The sequence below is a fragment of the Neisseria sp. HMSC078C12 genome (genome assembly GCF_001838065.1).
Taxonomy (GTDB): domain Bacteria; phylum Pseudomonadota; class Gammaproteobacteria; order Burkholderiales; family Neisseriaceae; genus Neisseria.
In genome coordinates, this window is record NZ_KV835608.1 from 207,455 (window position 1) to 223,120 (window position 15,666).

The following is a 15,666-nucleotide window of genomic DNA, read 5'->3' on the forward strand; positions in this document are numbered from 1 at the left end:
GTCGCGGGTTCGAGCCCCGTCCGCCGCGCCATCAAGTTAAAAATAAAAAATACTGGTTTTTACCGGTATTTTTTTCGTCTGTACCCTATGCCTTTTCGTAAAGAGCCTGATTATTTAGACAAGAGAAGCCGGAAATAAACTTAAAACATACGTCTTCAATACCAAAGATAAAACCATCCATCTCAAGCTGATTCACACCAAACGCTTATTCATCCAATCCCTGAATCATCCTTCAAAATAGACATAAATACTTGCCCCTCTTACACAAAGGCCGTCTGAAACGTCAATACATTTTCAGACGGCCTTTTTTTAGCTTATCAAGCCTGATACCTAATCATGCAGGAGGCTTTAGCATCAATCCAATGATCTCCGCCCGGCTGAACGATTTTAGACACCAGCTTATCCAAGTCGCGTAGATAATCGGTTGATTTCTGGCTATTGATAATGACGACAACCAACAACGGTTTTTCGCCCAACCAATACCCAGCCAGTGCGCGGACATCTTTGAGCGTACCGGTTTTGAGGCGCAGGTTTTCACCGGGCTGTTTCAAGCGCGTTTTAAGCGTGCCGTCTTTACCGGCAATCGGCAGCGTACTGATAAACTCGTTTTTAAACGGGCTGAAGTAGGCTTTTTCCAACATTTGCGCCATCATTCGCGCATTGAGCCGTTCTACGCGGGACAGGCCTGAGCCGTTTTCCAACACCAGCCCTTCCGTATTGATACCGGCAACCGCCAACTCGCTTTTTACGATAGAGGCAGCCTTGGCCTGCGCCTGCTGGTAATCAGATATATGTCCGGCAAATTTAAGGAAAACCGAACGGGCAATCAGATTATTGGAATGCTTGTTCATATCGGTGAGGATATCGGCAAGCGGTTTGGATAGATGGCTCGCCAACACATGCGCGTCATGAGGCGCGACACCTGTCGTCAGGCCGTCTGAAACCGTGCCGTCTTGTTGACGCCATTGGTTGACAAAACTTTTGCCGACAAATTCTTTCATGCTGTACATATTCAAATACAGCTCTTTGCCCAAGCAGCTTTCCGGCAGCTTGCCCGATACGGTCAGCGTATTGTTTTTATAGGAAGTCTTCATGTGGTTTTTTAAAACGCTGCACTTCCCTTCCTTATCTTCAAGCGTCAATTTATTTTGAATATTCAGATTCGGCAGCGGCGGATTGGTACGGATGACCAAGCGTCCGTCTGCTTCTTTTTCGGCGCTAAGTTCAACGGTTTTATACGCCAACATATTAGGGTCGGGCGGCGTCATAAAGCTTTCGGCAGAATCGGAAGCAAAATCATCCGGATTCTTCACATCGCCCCAGAGACTGCGGTCGAGTATCAGATGTCCGTCAATATGGCGTATGCCCTTATCGCGCATCTGTTGCTGCATTTGCACCAGATCATGCTGGTCAAACACAGGATCGCCGCTCCCCACCCAATACACATTGCCTTTCAGCGTATCGCCTTTGATTGCGCCGTTGGTTTTAAACTCGGTTTTCCAACGATAATCACCGCCCAGCATACGAAATGCGGTAAACGCCGTTACCAGCTTCATGGTTGAAGCAGGATTGCGCAACTCATCGGCACGGTGTTCCACAATCACTTTACCGCTGTCCAGTTCCTGCACATAAACGGAAATTTCATTTTCAGGAATACGGCCGAAATCCAAAGCCCATGACGGACACGCCGCCACCATCAGGCTGATTAATAAAATATTTTTTAACTTCATTGTGTTACGAAAAATTGATACATCTGTACGAGGTACTGAGGCCGTCTGAACGTTTCAGACGGCCTGTTATTTATTTCTGGTGCGCTTTCAAACGCAAAGCAAACATAACGACAACGACACCGACAACCAAGGCGCAACCCATCGCCAAATGGATACCGTCCAACATTGCCTGTTGCGGCATATTTGCACCGGAGAGCTTCTCGCCGATATTGGTTGCACCGACAAAAAACGCCGCGCCGATGGCACCGGCAATCGGATTGATGGTAGTCAAAATTGCTGCGCCGTGCGGATTGAGCGTTTTCGGTAATGAATTCAGACCATGGGTTTCACCGGTTACGCAGGCAGACACGGACACCGCCAACAGCGTAAACATCGCTGTCAGCATCATCACTTGCGTGTCAATCCGTAAAAACAGCCACAATACCGCCAATGACACCACCAGCATCACGGTTGCCGGCAAGACTACAAAGCGTCCGCCCTTTTTGTCCAACAATTTGCCGAACAAAGGCGCGGCAACCGCTTGGGCAATGCTGGCGGGCATCAGGATCAGGCCGGTTGCCGTACCGGTCAGCATCAGCACTTGCTGCGTGTACATCGGCACCATCAGTTCCAATCCCAAAAACAGGAATACCGCGCCGGCCAAAATCACAACGCAATATCTGAACTGCTTGTATTCAAACGCACGAAGGTTCAACAAAGGCGTCGCCAAACGGAACTGACGGTGTGCAAACCAACCCACCAGTAAAACGGAAGCGACAAAGAGCAGGATGAATTCCACCAGCGGCAAATGGGCGAAATTACTGCTCGCATACACCAGCCCGCCGAAGCCCGCAATCGACAGCACAGCCGACAACATATCGATTTTCGGACGGCTGATGTTGCTCAAATTAACCGTCAAATATTTGCCCACCAACAGCATCGCCGCCAACATAAACGGCGCGGTAAAACCGAACAGCACGCGCCAATGCGTGTGGTCGATGATGATGCCCGACAGCGTCGGCCCCATCGCGGGCGCGGCGGTGAACATCATGGTAATCACGCCCATCGCCGTTCCGCGCTTGTTGGGCGGGTAAATCGACAAAATGCCGTTAAACAGGAGCGGGACGAAAAACGCGGCAGACACCGCCTGCACCATCCTCCCCACAACCAAAATTCCGAAAGTCGGCGCAAACGCGCAAATCATCGAACCGGCCAAAAACGTTGCCTGCGTAAACAGCACCATTTTGCGCGTTTCAAACCATTGAATCACGCCTGCCGTAATCGGCGTAAACGCGCCCATCACCAGCAAAAAGCCCGTCGTCAGCCATTGAACCGTCGTCTTATCGACCCCGAAATCCTTCATAATCGGCGTAAGCGCGACATTCAGCAGAGTATCGTTGAGATAGCCGAAAAATGCACCGATAAACAGCGTCGCCACAATGGTTTTAGCAGGAAAATCAGGATTGTCGGCGTGGTATTCGTGCGCCGTATCATTTTCTTGAAAATCAGAAGCGTGCATAATAATTTGAAATATCAGCGAAACTGTTATTTTAGCATAAACTGTTTTGACAGGCCGTCTGAAACCTTGACCGCATCCATAGACAACACTAAAATCTAGAATAGTCTTCATTTTTATTATCAAACAGGAGAAAAACATGTCAAAAAAAGTCAGCATCTTGGTCGGCAGCCTGCGTAAAGGTTCGTTCGCACGAAAAATTGCACAAAACGTCATTTCCATGTTCCCCGAAGGCTACGAAGCGCAAATCGTCGAAATCGGCCATTTACCTTTGTATAACTTCAACTACGACGATCCTGCCGTTACCGACTTCCCCACTCCGCCCAGCTATACCGAGTTCCGCGAAACCATCAAAGCCTCTGCCGGCGTATTGTTCGTGACTTCCGAAAACAACCGTACCGTCCCTGCCTGCCTGAAAAACGCCATCGACATCGGCTCCAAACCCAATGCCGATGTTGCCTGGAAAAAAACACCGGCCGGCATCATCAGCCATTCCGTCGGCAAAATGGGCGGTTATAGCGCGCAAAAAAATCTGCGCCTTGCTCTCTCATATTTCGATATGCCGCTGACCGGCCAGCCGGAAGTGTTCCTCGGCAACTCGCCCACCCTGTTTGACGACAACGGCCGACTCATCGAATCCGCGCGCGGCTTTGTTCAAGGCTATATCGACCAACTGGTTGCCTTGATTGAGAAAAACCCTAAATAATCGGGATTGAAGCATACAGGCCGTCTGAAAACCGAATTTCAGACGGCCTCATCGTTTGCAAAAATCAGTTTTTCAACCCTTCCTAAATTTTTACTAATTGAGTGCGGTTATAATCACTGTCCGCCCATCCTTTGGAGAACTTCCATGCGCGTATTATTGATTGAAGACGATGCCATGATTGCCCAAGCCGTCAGCGCCAATCTGAAAGACGCCGGCTACGCTGTCGATTGGGTCAGCCGCGGTTCGGAAGTGGCCGCGGCAGTGGCGGCGCAGGCATACGATTTGCTGCTCTTGGGTTTGGGTTTGCCCGGCAAAGACGGTTTGGACGTATTGGCGCAAATCCGCAACGGCGGCTGTACCGTTCCCGTCTTAATCGTAACCGCGCGCGATGATTTGCACAGCCGCCTCAACGGCCTGGACGGCGGCGCAGACGACTACATCGTCAAACCCTTCGACATGGCGGAACTGCAAGCTCGTATGCGCGCCGTATTGCGCCGACACGGCGGACAGGCGCAAACGCTGCTGACCAACGGCATCATCACGCTCAACCCTTCCACCCATCAGGCGGAAGTAGTCGGACAGGAACAGGCCGTCATGCTCAGCAACAAAGAATTTGCCGTCCTCCAAGCCCTGCTGCTGCGTCCGGGCATGATTCTGTCGCGCAGCGATTTGGAAGACAAAATCTACGGCTGGGGTGAAGAAGTCGAAAGCAACGCCGTTGACTTCCTGATTCACGCCTTACGCAAAAAACTCGGCAAAGAAGCGATTCAAAACGTCCGCGGGGTCGGCTGGCTGGTTGCACAAAACAACCAGGCCGTCTGAAAAACCACAACTATATCAATACACAAACCATGCAACGCCTTATCCACACCATCAAACAATCCCTGCAAGTCCGAATCAGCCTTGCCCTGATCTGCATGCTCCTGCCCCTCTCCATCCTTGCAGGCATATTTTCTTATTACGATACTTATCACGAGACCCAAGAGGTTCAAGACGACCTGTTGCGCCAAGTCGCTAATTATCTCGACCCGAGCGATGCCGATGACGAGAAACACTCGCTCGACAACGACAACAAGATTTCCGTTCAATTTCCCAATACGCCCAACCCCATTGTCAGCCTGCCTGAGAAGATTTCAGACGGCCTGCACACCATTCAGGCCGACGACGACGACGATTACTACCGCGTTTACACCCGCACCACCAAACAAGGCCGCATTGCCGTCATGCAGGAAAGCGACTACCGCGAAGAGCTGGCCGAAATGGCCGCCGTGCAGAGCATCCTCCCCATGCTCCTCGCCCTGCCCCTGATTATCCTACTCACCGTCTGGATTACCCACCGCACCATGCGTTCCGTCAAAACCCTGTCCAACGATTTGGAACAGCGCCAAATCAACGACCTCTCGCCGATAGACACGCAAGACATTCCCAGCGAAATCCAAGGCTTTGTCATCGCCATCAACAACCTGTTGCAACGTACCGACGAAAACGTCCGCCAACAGCAACGCTTTATCGCCGATGCCGCACACGAATTGCGCAGCCCCATGACCGCCCTTTCCCTTCAGGCAGAGCGGCTCAACAATATGCAGCTGTCCGCCGAAGCGCGCGAGCAGTCCGCCCTGTTGCAACAAAGCATACAGCGCAACCGCCACCTGCTCGAGCAACTCCTCTCCCTCGCACGCGCCCAAGCACCCGAAACCCAACGCCCCAAAACCTTGATCAGCCTGCAAAACCAGTTCCGCCGCGTCTTGCAGGAACTCATGCCGCTGGCGCTGGCCAAAGGTCAAGACATCGGCGTCGCCGTCGAAAACGACTGCCAAATCCACGCCGACGACACCGAAATCTACACCCTTATCAAAACCTTTACCGACAACGCCATCCGCTATACTCCCAAAGGCGGCCGCATCGATTTGGGCTTTGACGAAACCGCCGAATACCTCAACATCTGGGTGGAAGACAACGGCCCCGGCATTCCCCCAAGTGAACGCCAACGCGTTATCGACCCTTTCTACCGTATTCTCGGCACCGAACAACAAGGCACCGGTCTGGGGCTTTCCATCGCAGACACCATTGTCAAACGCCATCAAGGCCGTCTGAAACTGGCCGACAGCCGACGCTTTGACAGCGGCTTGCTGATCATTGCCGAGTTGGATAAAAAGACGCTTTAAATAATTGACCCGCTCAAATTGGTTTATCTAGCTTTAAGCCGATAAATGAAAACGCTTTAAAACCAAAGGCCGTCTGAAAATGACTTTCAGACGGCCTTTTTATCTTTTAAAGCAAACCTACTTCATTCCTCACAAATACGGCAGCAAGGTTTGGCGGAGGATTTCCATATCGGTAATTTCAGTGATATTGGCTTTGCCCAAGTATTCCAAGCCGACAAAACGCATGATGCCGCTGCTGACTTTTTTGTCGTGGCTCATGTGTTCAATCCATTTTTCAAATGAGAAAACAGGCGGCGCAGACGGGAGGGAGGCGGCTTTCATTAAAGCGGCAATGCGGTCGGTATCGGCCTGTTGGGTTTTGCCCAAAATTTGCGACAAACGGGAAGCAAGGACGCAACCGGCGGCAACGGCTTCACCGTGCAGCCATACGCCGTAGCCCATTTCGGCTTCGATGGCATGGCCGAAAGTGTGGCCGAGATTCAGCCATGCGCGGATGCCCTGCTCGGTTTCGTCTTGGGCAACAATATCGGCCTTCATTTTGCAGCAATGGTAAACGGCTTCCGCCATTTTTTCTTGATGTTGCGCCATCAGGTCGGCCATATTTTCTTCCAACCAAGCAAAAAATTCGGCATCGCCCAATGCGCCGTATTTGATGACTTCGGCCATGCCTGCGGAAAGTTCGCGCTGCGGCAGCGTTTGCAAGGCGGTCAAATCAGCCAAAACGGCTTGTGGCTGATAAAATGCGCCAATCATGTTTTTGCCGAGCGGATGGTTGATGGCGGTCTTACCGCCGACCGAGGAATCAACCTGGCTGAGCAATGTGGTCGGTACTTGGATAAAAGGTGCGCCACGCTGATAAGTTGCCGCGGCAAAACCGACCATGTCGCCTATCACGCCGCCGCCCAAAGCGATTAAAGTGGTTTTGCGCTCGGCACGGTTTTGCATCAAGCCATCGTAAATCAGGTTGAGCGTCTGCCAGTTTTTATATTCTTCGCCGTCGGGAAGGATAATGCTGAAATGCGGCACGCCCAGTCTGTCTAAGGCCGTCTGAAGTTGCTTGAGATAAAGCGGCGCAACGGTTTCGTTGGTAATGATGGCCGCTTTTTTGCCTAAATAGGGCTGAAGCAGCGTATCGACCTGCTCGATCAGTTTATACCCGATAAAGATGGGGTATTGATGGGACAGGGTTTGGACAGTCAGGGTGCGCATGGTGTTCCTTTGTAAAGCGTGTTATTCGCTCAATATTTCAATCAGCCGTTTGAGCGTTTTGTGGCAGCTGTCGGATTCGATAACGAAATGGGCGGTTTGACGGTACAGCGTATCGCGCTGGTCATACAGATCTTGCAGTTTGGCCAAAGGATCGGCAACTTGCAACAGCGGCCGGTTGCTGTCGTAACGGGTACGCTCCAGCAAGGTTTCAGGGCTGGCATGCAGATAAACAACCGTACCGTTTTGGCGCAGAATCTGTCTGTTTTCACTGCGTAACACGGAGCCGCCGCCGGTCGATAAAACGATGTTGCGCCGGGAAGCGAGCTTTTTCAGCATATTGGTTTCGCGGTTGCGGAAGCCTTCCTCCCCTTCCATCTCAAAAATGGTCGGAATGGATACGCCCGAAGAAGTGCAGATTTCGTAGTCGCTGTCGTAAAACGGGCATTCAAACATTTGGGCAAGCTGCTTGCCCAAAGTGGTTTTGCCCGCGCCCATCAGCCCGATTAAAATTAAATTGCCGTTGATTTTTTCCATGAGGGTCATTTTATACGATATGGCGGTTTCTTGGAAAAGTTCGTGGTTTTTCAGACGGCCTGAAACGAAAGGCCGTCTGAAAACGAAAACAGGCATACCTTTGCAGATATGCCTGTTTGTCATTCTAAAATCAATAACGCAGATTGTTACCTACATTATCCATAATGCGCGGCGTGATGAAAATCAACAGCTCACGGCGGTTTTCACGCTTGCCGCGTGATTTGAACAAATTGCCGACAACGGGAATATCGCCCAAAACGGGGACTTTGTTCACTGCATTGGTGCTTTCTTCTTCGTAAATACCGCCGACAATCAGCGTACCGCCATCTTCAACCATGGCTTGGGTATTCAAGTGTTTGGTGTTGATACACTTGGTTGTCAGAGAATCTACGGTACAGTCGATCGGGGTATCGCGATTAATCTTCACAGTCATGATGATTTGACCGTCAGGCGTAATGTTCGGCGTTACGGTCAAGCCCAAAACGGCTTTCTTGAAGGTAATCGAAGTCGCACCGCTGGAAGAAGCTTCTTGGTAAGGGATTTCCGTACCGGATTCAATTTTGGCTTCTTTACGGTCTTGTGTCAGCACGCGCGGATTGGAAATGGTTTTGCTCTTACCTTGTTCTTCAGACGCGCTGATTTCCAAACCCAATGCGCCGGACGAGAACGCACGCACCAGCGCAATGCTGTTGACTGCGGCTGCGGTCGGCAGGCTGACGTTCGGATCCAAAGACCATGTGCGGTAGCCTATGTCGCCACGGTTAAACGAGGCATTGGTATTGTAATTGGTTTGTGCATTGCTCCAGTTGCTGCCCCATGCCGTACGGCCGCTTGCGCCACCGGAACCGAATTTAACGCCCAAATTGCGGAAGAAGGTATCTTCTGCTTCGACAATGCGCGCTTCAACCATCACTTGACGGGTCGGAACATCCAATTCATCAATCAGTTTGCGGAATTTCTCAATCACGCCGCGGTTGTCGGTTACGATCAGCGTATTGGTGGCCGGATCGATTAAGGCGCTGCCTCGGTTGCTCAACAGAGTATTGCGGGTATTGGAATTATTGCTGTCGTATTCTTCCAAACGCAAAATTTTGCGGAATTCTTCCACGTTTTTGTATTTCAACTGGAAGGTTTGAGAATACAGCGGACCCAATTCGGCAATCTCTTTTTCAGCCTGCAAGAAGGCTTTGTCTTTTGCTAACAATTCATCGCGAGGTGCGATATTGATAATGTTGCCTTGACGGCGCATATCCAAATTACGCGCCTGCATGACCAAATCCAATGCCTGATCCCAAGGTACATCTTTCAGGGACAGGGTCATGGTGCCTTTGACAGTATCGCTGGCAACAATATTCAAGCCGGACTCTTTCGCCAAAATCTGCAAAATGGTACGGACTTCTACATCTTGGAAATCCAAGGAAATTTTACGGCCTTTAAACGATTTGTTTGCATTTTGGTTCAAGCCGCCGGATTCGGTATTGGCGGCTTTAGGCGATACTTCAAATACAAAACGGCCGGAAGAGGCTTTGGTATTGATGTCCCAATTCGCATTATTGTTGCGGATAATGAGCTGGGTAGAATTGCCGATACGTTTGAGCGTAACGTTTTGTACAGGCGTATTGAAGTCAGCCACATCTAAACTGCGTTGCGCTTGTGTCGGCAGCGTATGGTTTTTCAAGGTAACAACGACGCGGTCGCGTTGCTGTTTGATGTCCGGCTGTCCGCTGAAACCCGGAGCAGACAGTTCAATAATGCCGGAATTGCGTGCGCCTTTGCGGAAATCGATATTGGCGGCCGAAACGGCTTGATAAGCCTGAGTAGCGCGCGCGGTAGACGGTGTAGCTGCACGTTCATTTACAACGGCCGCATTGGTTTGGTCAGTAGATTCGTTTACGAATACCCAAACTTCGTTGCCGCGAATTTCAGTATTGTATTGGCTGATTTTGTTCAAACCCAAAACCACGCGTGCGCGGTCGTTGTTTTGTGCCGCAGTAATTTGATTCAGCAAGGGGTCGGCATATTCCAAAACAGGCTGGGGCAAACGGATATTGGTGTTAGCAAAATCCAATGCAATACGCGCCGGAGTAGATGTTACAAAACCATGAGGTGTGGTGACGTCTTTGTCGAAACGGATTTTGATGATTTTTTGGTTGTCAGGCAAAGTGGAAACGTTGATATCGGTAATATTGCCTGCAAAGGCCGTCTGAACAGCGAGGGCAACGCTGAAGCCGGCAAATAATTTTGTCATGTGCTTGGTTTTCATAATCGAGTGAGACCCCTAAATTAATTTGAATTCGAACTATCTGAGCTATCGGAAGAATCCGCGTCTTTGCTACTCAACGGCAATTCGGCCTTCCGGTACACCCAGTTGCCGTAGCTGTCTTCAACTTGCTCGGTCAGGATAATTTTATCTTCAGTAATACTTTGGATTCTGCCGTAATTCTGACCGATGTAGTTTCCGGGATAAACGGTATAAACATGGTCGTTGACTTTGATAAATCCGGAAACTTTACCACCGCTTTGAAGCGTTCCGACAAAAGTCATGTTTTCCAGACTGAAGGCTTCCAAGGTTTCTTTCGGACGGTTTACATCCGGCGCATTACCGCCTTTGGGGGCAGTATCCAAACGGCGTGAATCAAACGCATTCAAGCCTTTAAAATTTGGAGGGTTATACGGCTTGGGCAATGTAACAGTCGGCTCTTCAAACGGAATAATCTTGGATTTCGCTTCCTGACGGGTTTGCGTCATCCATTGAGTCAAATCTTCATAGCTTTGCGTGCAGGCTGCCAAGGGAAGAAGACTTAAGAGTAAGATGATTTTTTTCATGATTTCCCTATTCTTTTATTTTTGCTCATTCTCGGCAGATTTGCCTTCTTCCTGCGCCTGTTGCGCAGCCAATTCAGCGGCAATCTCTTCGGCCGGACGGGCTTTGTAAGTCGTTGCAATCGCGCTCAATGTCAATTCGCCTTTATTGCCTTTGCCTTCTTTATCCTCGCCTGCGTTTACGAGCTTCAAAGAATCCAGCGTAATAATGCGCGATAAATCGCCTACGTCACGGGTAAATTGGCTGATCTGTGAGTATTTGCCTGTGATGGAAATCTGATACGGCAGTTTTTGGATCGGGCCATCGTTTTCAGGTTGGAGCGGTGCAACGCTGTCCAAACGCAAGCCGTTGGTCGAACCTGCCTGATGCAATTCTTGAATCAGGTTCGGAATTTCCGCGTCGGTCGGCAATTGTTTCAACAAAACGTCGAATGCAGAACGAATCGAAGCCAATTCGGCCTTCAGATTGTTCAAGCTTGCGGCCTGAATGCTTTTACGCGTAAAGGTTTCCTTCAGCTCATCTTCTTTAGCTTCCTGCGTATTCAAGGTTTCAATCTGATCTTTAAAGACGCTGACATAGCCCAAAGCCAACATGCCGACAATCAATAAACCTGCCAGCAAAAGTTTTGAAGGCATATTGAGCAGGTACAGGTTTTGTACGTCCAATTGTTTTAGGTTTTTAGATGCCATTATTGAGCCTCCGGAGCAGGTTCGGCCACAGGTTCGGCCATTTCACCGCTGCTTTGGGCAGTCGGTGCAGGAGCCGGCGTATTCACCTGGTTGATTGAAGATTTCAAAGTAAATTCTTGGTAATTATCTACTTTTTTAATGCTCAACAATTCAGGCTGCAAGAAAATACCTGTACTTGGCAGGGAGCGCATCATAACGGCAATTTTATTGTCACTGATGGCATGACCGCTGATTTTATAGCTGGTCGGGCTTTCGGCTTCCAACGCGGTCAAATAAGTATTATCGGGCGTAAGCGTATTCAAAGAATCAAGGATATAGGCCGCTTGATAGCGTTTTTCCTGCAATTCTTCCACTTTCAGCTTTTTAGCCAAGAAGGCTTCTTTTTCTTGCTGAAGTTTATCGATTTCGCCCAATTCCCTATCGAGTCTGTCGATTTCGGTTTGCAGGAAGTTGTTGCGCCCTTCTTGATTACTGATGGCGTTGTCAATACCGAGATAGGTTGCAGCCGCCAAGCCCAAACCCACTGCAAAGGCGCCAAGCATCAATACTTTGAATTGCTGCTGCTTGCGCTGTTTAATCTCTTCCCGATACGGGAGAAGGTTGATTCTGGTTAATTCAATCATGTTCTCAAAGTCCCCTTAATGCCAATCCGAACGCCAAGGTCAGTGACGGTGCATCAATTTGAAGCTGCGGCAATTCTACTTTTGCACTGCGTTCCACATATGAAATCGGATGCAGATATTCTGTTGCCGTATTGGTTTGCGAGAAAATACTTTCCGCCAAACCTGCCTGCTGCGCGGTAAAGCCGGTCAGCAGGATGTGTTTGATATTGGAGAAAGAATCAGTGGCTTGCGTGGTATAGTAAAATTGCAAAACACGCTGAACTTCTTGTGCAACCTGTACGTTAAAACGGTCGGCAATCTGAGATTGGTAGTCGGAAGGCTTGTTTTGAGAAGCCATCATTTGCGCGGCTTTTTCTTCCGTTACCTGATAAGTCCGCTGAATCAGCTGATTGAGCTGCTCTGTGCTGACCGGCGTTTCTTGTTTGTAAAGAATACGGCCGTTTTGCAGGATCAGGGCATACATTTGCGTCGCATGAATGCCGAACACGGCAACTTTTTCCTCTGCCATCTCGGGGGCATGCGTATTCATCCAATAGACGAAGGCATTGCGTTGCGCCAGCAAGTCCAAATCCAAAGCAGACAAAGGCAGGCCCGCATTCTCGAACATTTCAATGCGCGGCTCGACATCGTCTTTTTTGGCGGCAACCGCTAAAACATGCTGACCCGAACCGACTTCTTCGGCTTGAAAGTCGTAGTTCATTTCTTCAATCGGCGCAAATTGGCCGACTTCCGCTTCGACAAACTCTTCCAAGTCCAAATCGGTATCACGCGGGTTGTAAATAATTTGTTCGACTGTCGCCAAGTTTTGTGGCACGGCCGCAACAATATTTTTGCAAGAACTGCGTAATTGTGCGTAAGTATGCTGGATGTAGGTAGCAAGCTGATCGTAGTCTTGAATTTTGTTGCCTTTGACAATATTTTTAGGCAATTTGGTAATAACGTATTTTTCCAGCTGAATTTGGTTTAAACTACGGCCTGTCAGTTGTACCATCTTAATGGCATGTTGGCTGATATCGACGCCGATGGCAGAGCGGTTGTTCAATCCACTAGAAGCCTTGCCTGTTTTGGTATCTTTCGTGCTTTTAAATAAGCGCATGATTTGACTTCCCTGTATCATTTAGGAGTGAGTAACTGTTTCGTTATCCGTAAAGGACTTCTTATTCTTTGCACAGTATTGACTGTGGCTGATAGAAATCGTTTCCCATTTTACTTTATTTATCGCCATTAATGGCAAATTATTACTTAGTCATGATTAAAAAGATTATAACGACCTGCCTGGGTCTCTTATTGGGACTGGCTCTTTTCGGTGTGGGGCTGCTTGCAATTGCAATTTTGGTCACCTATCCGAAGCTGCCGTCTTTGGACACTTTACAACACTACAAACCCAAAATGCCGCTGACGATTTATTCTTCAGACGGCCAAGTGATTGGCGTTTACGGCGAGCAACGGCGTGAATTCACCAAAATCGGTGACTTTCCCAAAGTTTTGAAAAATGCCGTGATTGCCGCCGAAGACAAACGCTTCTACGACCACTGGGGCGTGGACGTTTGGGGTGTGGCGCGCGCCGCAATCGGCAACGTCATGGCCGGCGGCGTTCAATCCGGTGCCAGTACGATTACGCAACAGGTTGCCAAAAACTTCTACCTGAGCAGCGAGCGTTCGTTTACCCGTAAGTTCAACGAAGCCCTGTTGGCCTACAAAATCGAGCAGTCTTTGAGCAAAGACAAGATTTTGGAGCTGTACTTCAACCAAATCTATTTGGGTCAACGCGCTTATGGTTTTGCATCTGCCGCCCAAATTTATTTCAACAAAAATGTTAACGAGTTAACATTGGCCGAAGCCGCCATGTTGGCCGGCTTGCCCAAAGCCCCTTCCGCCTACAATCCGATTGTAAACCCTGAACGCGCCAAACTGCGCCAGGCTTATATTCTGAACAATATGCTGGAAGAAGGCATGATTACCCTGCAGCAACGCGATCAGGCTTTGAAAGAAGAGCTGCATTACGAGCGTTTTGTACAAAACATCGATCAAAGCGCCCTGTACGTTGCCGAAATGGTGCGCCAAGAGCTGTTTGAAAAATACGGTGAAGATGCCTACACGCAAGGCTTCAAGGTATACACCACCGTCGACACCGCACACCAGCGCGTGGCCACCGAAGCCCTGCGTAAAGTCCTGCGCAATTTCGACCGCGGCAGCAGCTACCGCGGTGCAGAAAATTACATCGACCTGAGCAAAAGCGACAACGTAGAAGAAACCGTCAGCCAATACCTTTCTACACTTTACACCGTCGATAAAATGATTCCGGCGGTTGTATTGGAAGCCTCCCGCAAAGGTGTACAGATTCAGTTGCCGAGCGGCCGTAAAGTGACGCTGAACAGCCACGCTTTAGGCTTTGCCGCCCGCGCCGTCAACAACGAAAAAATGGGCGAAGACCGCATCCGCCGCGGCTCCGTTATCCGCGTTAAAGGCAGTGGCGATACCTTTACCGTCGTTCAAGAGCCTTTGCTGCAAGGCGCATTGGTGTCTTTAGATGCGAAAACCGGCGCAGTCCGCGCATTGGTCGGTGGCTACGACTACCACAGCAAAACCTTCAACCGCGCAACTCAAGCCATGCGCCAACCCGGCTCGACGTTCAAACCGTTCGTTTATTCCGCCGCCTTGGCAAAAGGCATGACTGCTTCCACCATGATTAACGATGCGCCGATTTCCCTGCCGGGCAAAGGTGCAAACGGCAAAGCGTGGAACCCGAAAAATGCAGACGGCCGCTACTCCGGTTACATCACGCTGCGTCAGGCTTTGACCGCTTCGAAAAACATGGTGTCCATCCGCATCCTGATGTCTATCGGTATCGGTTACGCGCAACAATACATCCAACGCTTCGGCTTCAAGCCATCTGAAATTCCTGCCAGCCTGTCTATGGCTTTGGGTACAGGCGAAACCACACCGTTGCGTATTGCAGAAGGTTACAGCGTCTTTGCCAACGGCGGTTACAAAGTGTCCGCACACGTCATCGACAAAATCTACGACAGCCAAGGCCGTCTGAGAGCGCAAATGCAGCCTTTGGTAGCCGGTGAAAACGCGCCTCAGGCCATTGACCCGCGCAACGCCTACATCATGTACAAAATCATGCAAGACGTTGTCCGTGTCGGTACAGCACGCGGTGCAGCCGCACTCGGCCGCGCCGACATCGCCGGTAAAACCGGTACCACCAACGACAACAAAGACGCATGGTTTGTCGGCTTCAACCCTAGCGTTGTGACTGCCGTCTATATCGGCTTTGACAAACCGCGCAGCATGGGTCGTGCAGGTTACGGTGGTACAATCGCCGTACCGGTATGGGTAGAATACATGCGCTTCGCCCTGAAAGGCACCGGCGTCAAACCGATGAAAGCCCCTGAGGGCGTGGTTTCGAACGGCGGCGAAGTGTATATGCGCGAACGCATGACCACCAGCTCCGACCTGGCCTTGGACAACAGCGGCGTTGCACCGCGCCCCGCTCAACCTGCCCGTCGCGCGGTTCCGAATGAAAACCGCCGTCGCACCGAGAGCGGCAATGCGCCAGCCCGTGAAGAATTAGACGAAACCCCAGTTCTGCCAAGCAATACCGGCAACAATAACAAACAACAACTGGACTCTCTGTTCTAACAAATCAAGGCCGTCTGAAACGTTCAGACGGCCTTTTTTGAGAAAA

Annotated in this window: 13 protein-coding genes; 4 read left to right on the forward strand and 9 right to left on the reverse strand. The window is 50.1% G+C overall.

Translation table 11 applies throughout. From position 1 onward, the window contains the following. Positions 1 to 317: 317 nt before the first annotated feature. Together dacB and HMPREF2596_RS06055 are read right to left on the reverse strand one after the other, a co-directional pair. The gene (gene dacB, locus HMPREF2596_RS06050) at positions 318 to 1,730 is read right to left on the reverse strand and encodes a D-alanyl-D-alanine carboxypeptidase/D-alanyl-D-alanine endopeptidase (protein WP_070850253.1); all 1,413 of its coding nucleotides are present in this window, start codon (positions 1,728 to 1,730) and stop codon (positions 318 to 320) included. A 70-nt stretch (positions 1,731 to 1,800) separates the two neighbouring features. Continuing rightward, positions 1,801 to 3,228: an MFS transporter gene (locus HMPREF2596_RS06055; protein WP_070850255.1), complete on the reverse strand. Its 1,428-nt coding sequence runs from the start codon at positions 3,226 to 3,228 to the stop codon at positions 1,801 to 1,803. A gap of 136 nt (positions 3,229 to 3,364) precedes the next feature. Between HMPREF2596_RS06055 and HMPREF2596_RS06060 the strand changes: the two genes are divergently transcribed. From HMPREF2596_RS06060 to HMPREF2596_RS06070, 3 genes are all read left to right on the forward strand, one after another. Further along, on the forward strand, positions 3,365 to 3,931 hold the full coding sequence (locus HMPREF2596_RS06060) for an NADPH-dependent FMN reductase (protein ID WP_070850257.1): 567 nt from the start codon (positions 3,365 to 3,367) through the stop codon (positions 3,929 to 3,931). Positions 3,932 to 4,075: 144 nt separating this feature from the next. Then, positions 4,076 to 4,753, forward strand: a complete 678-nt coding sequence (locus HMPREF2596_RS06065; protein WP_070850259.1) for a response regulator — start codon at positions 4,076 to 4,078, stop codon at positions 4,751 to 4,753. A 29-nt stretch (positions 4,754 to 4,782) separates the two neighbouring features. Continuing rightward, entirely contained in the window at positions 4,783 to 6,096 is a 1,314-nt protein-coding gene (locus HMPREF2596_RS06070) for a sensor histidine kinase (protein ID WP_070850261.1), read from the forward strand. 129 nt (positions 6,097 to 6,225) lie between these two features. Here HMPREF2596_RS06070 and aroB read toward each other — a convergent pair whose 3' ends face one another. From aroB to pilM, 7 genes are all read right to left on the reverse strand, one after another. Continuing rightward, entirely contained in the window at positions 6,226 to 7,305 is a 1,080-nt protein-coding gene (gene aroB / locus HMPREF2596_RS06075; protein WP_070850263.1) for a 3-dehydroquinate synthase, read from the reverse strand. A gap of 21 nt (positions 7,306 to 7,326) precedes the next feature. Then, the gene (locus HMPREF2596_RS11615; RefSeq protein ID WP_070850423.1) at positions 7,327 to 7,839 is read right to left on the reverse strand and encodes a shikimate kinase; all 513 of its coding nucleotides are present in this window, start codon (positions 7,837 to 7,839) and stop codon (positions 7,327 to 7,329) included. 130 nt (positions 7,840 to 7,969) lie between these two features. Then, on the reverse strand, positions 7,970 to 10,102 hold the full coding sequence (pilQ, locus tag HMPREF2596_RS06085) for a type IV pilus secretin PilQ (protein ID WP_070850265.1): 2,133 nt from the start codon (positions 10,100 to 10,102) through the stop codon (positions 7,970 to 7,972). A 20-nt stretch (positions 10,103 to 10,122) separates the two neighbouring features. After that, positions 10,123 to 10,665, reverse strand: a complete 543-nt coding sequence (locus HMPREF2596_RS06090; RefSeq protein WP_070850266.1) for a pilus assembly protein PilP — start codon at positions 10,663 to 10,665, stop codon at positions 10,123 to 10,125. 15 nt (positions 10,666 to 10,680) lie between these two features. Continuing rightward, the gene (gene pilO, locus HMPREF2596_RS06095) at positions 10,681 to 11,352 is read right to left on the reverse strand and encodes a type IV pilus inner membrane component PilO (protein WP_070850268.1); all 672 of its coding nucleotides are present in this window, start codon (positions 11,350 to 11,352) and stop codon (positions 10,681 to 10,683) included. Further along, entirely contained in the window at positions 11,352 to 11,975 is a 624-nt protein-coding gene (locus HMPREF2596_RS06100) for a PilN domain-containing protein (RefSeq protein WP_036492821.1), read from the reverse strand. The genes pilO and HMPREF2596_RS06100 overlap by 1 nt, the downstream gene beginning before the upstream one ends. Positions 11,976 to 11,979: 4 nt before the next feature. Continuing rightward, complete coding sequence (gene pilM, locus HMPREF2596_RS06105) at positions 11,980 to 13,071, reverse strand: type IV pilus assembly protein PilM (protein ID WP_070850270.1); 1,092 nt, start codon at positions 13,069 to 13,071, stop codon at positions 11,980 to 11,982. A 152-nt stretch (positions 13,072 to 13,223) separates the two neighbouring features. Between pilM and HMPREF2596_RS06110 the strand changes: the two genes are divergently transcribed. Beyond that, the gene (locus tag HMPREF2596_RS06110) at positions 13,224 to 15,620 is read left to right on the forward strand and encodes a penicillin-binding protein 1A (RefSeq protein ID WP_070850272.1); all 2,397 of its coding nucleotides are present in this window, start codon (positions 13,224 to 13,226) and stop codon (positions 15,618 to 15,620) included. Positions 15,621 to 15,666: the final 46 nt, after the last annotated feature.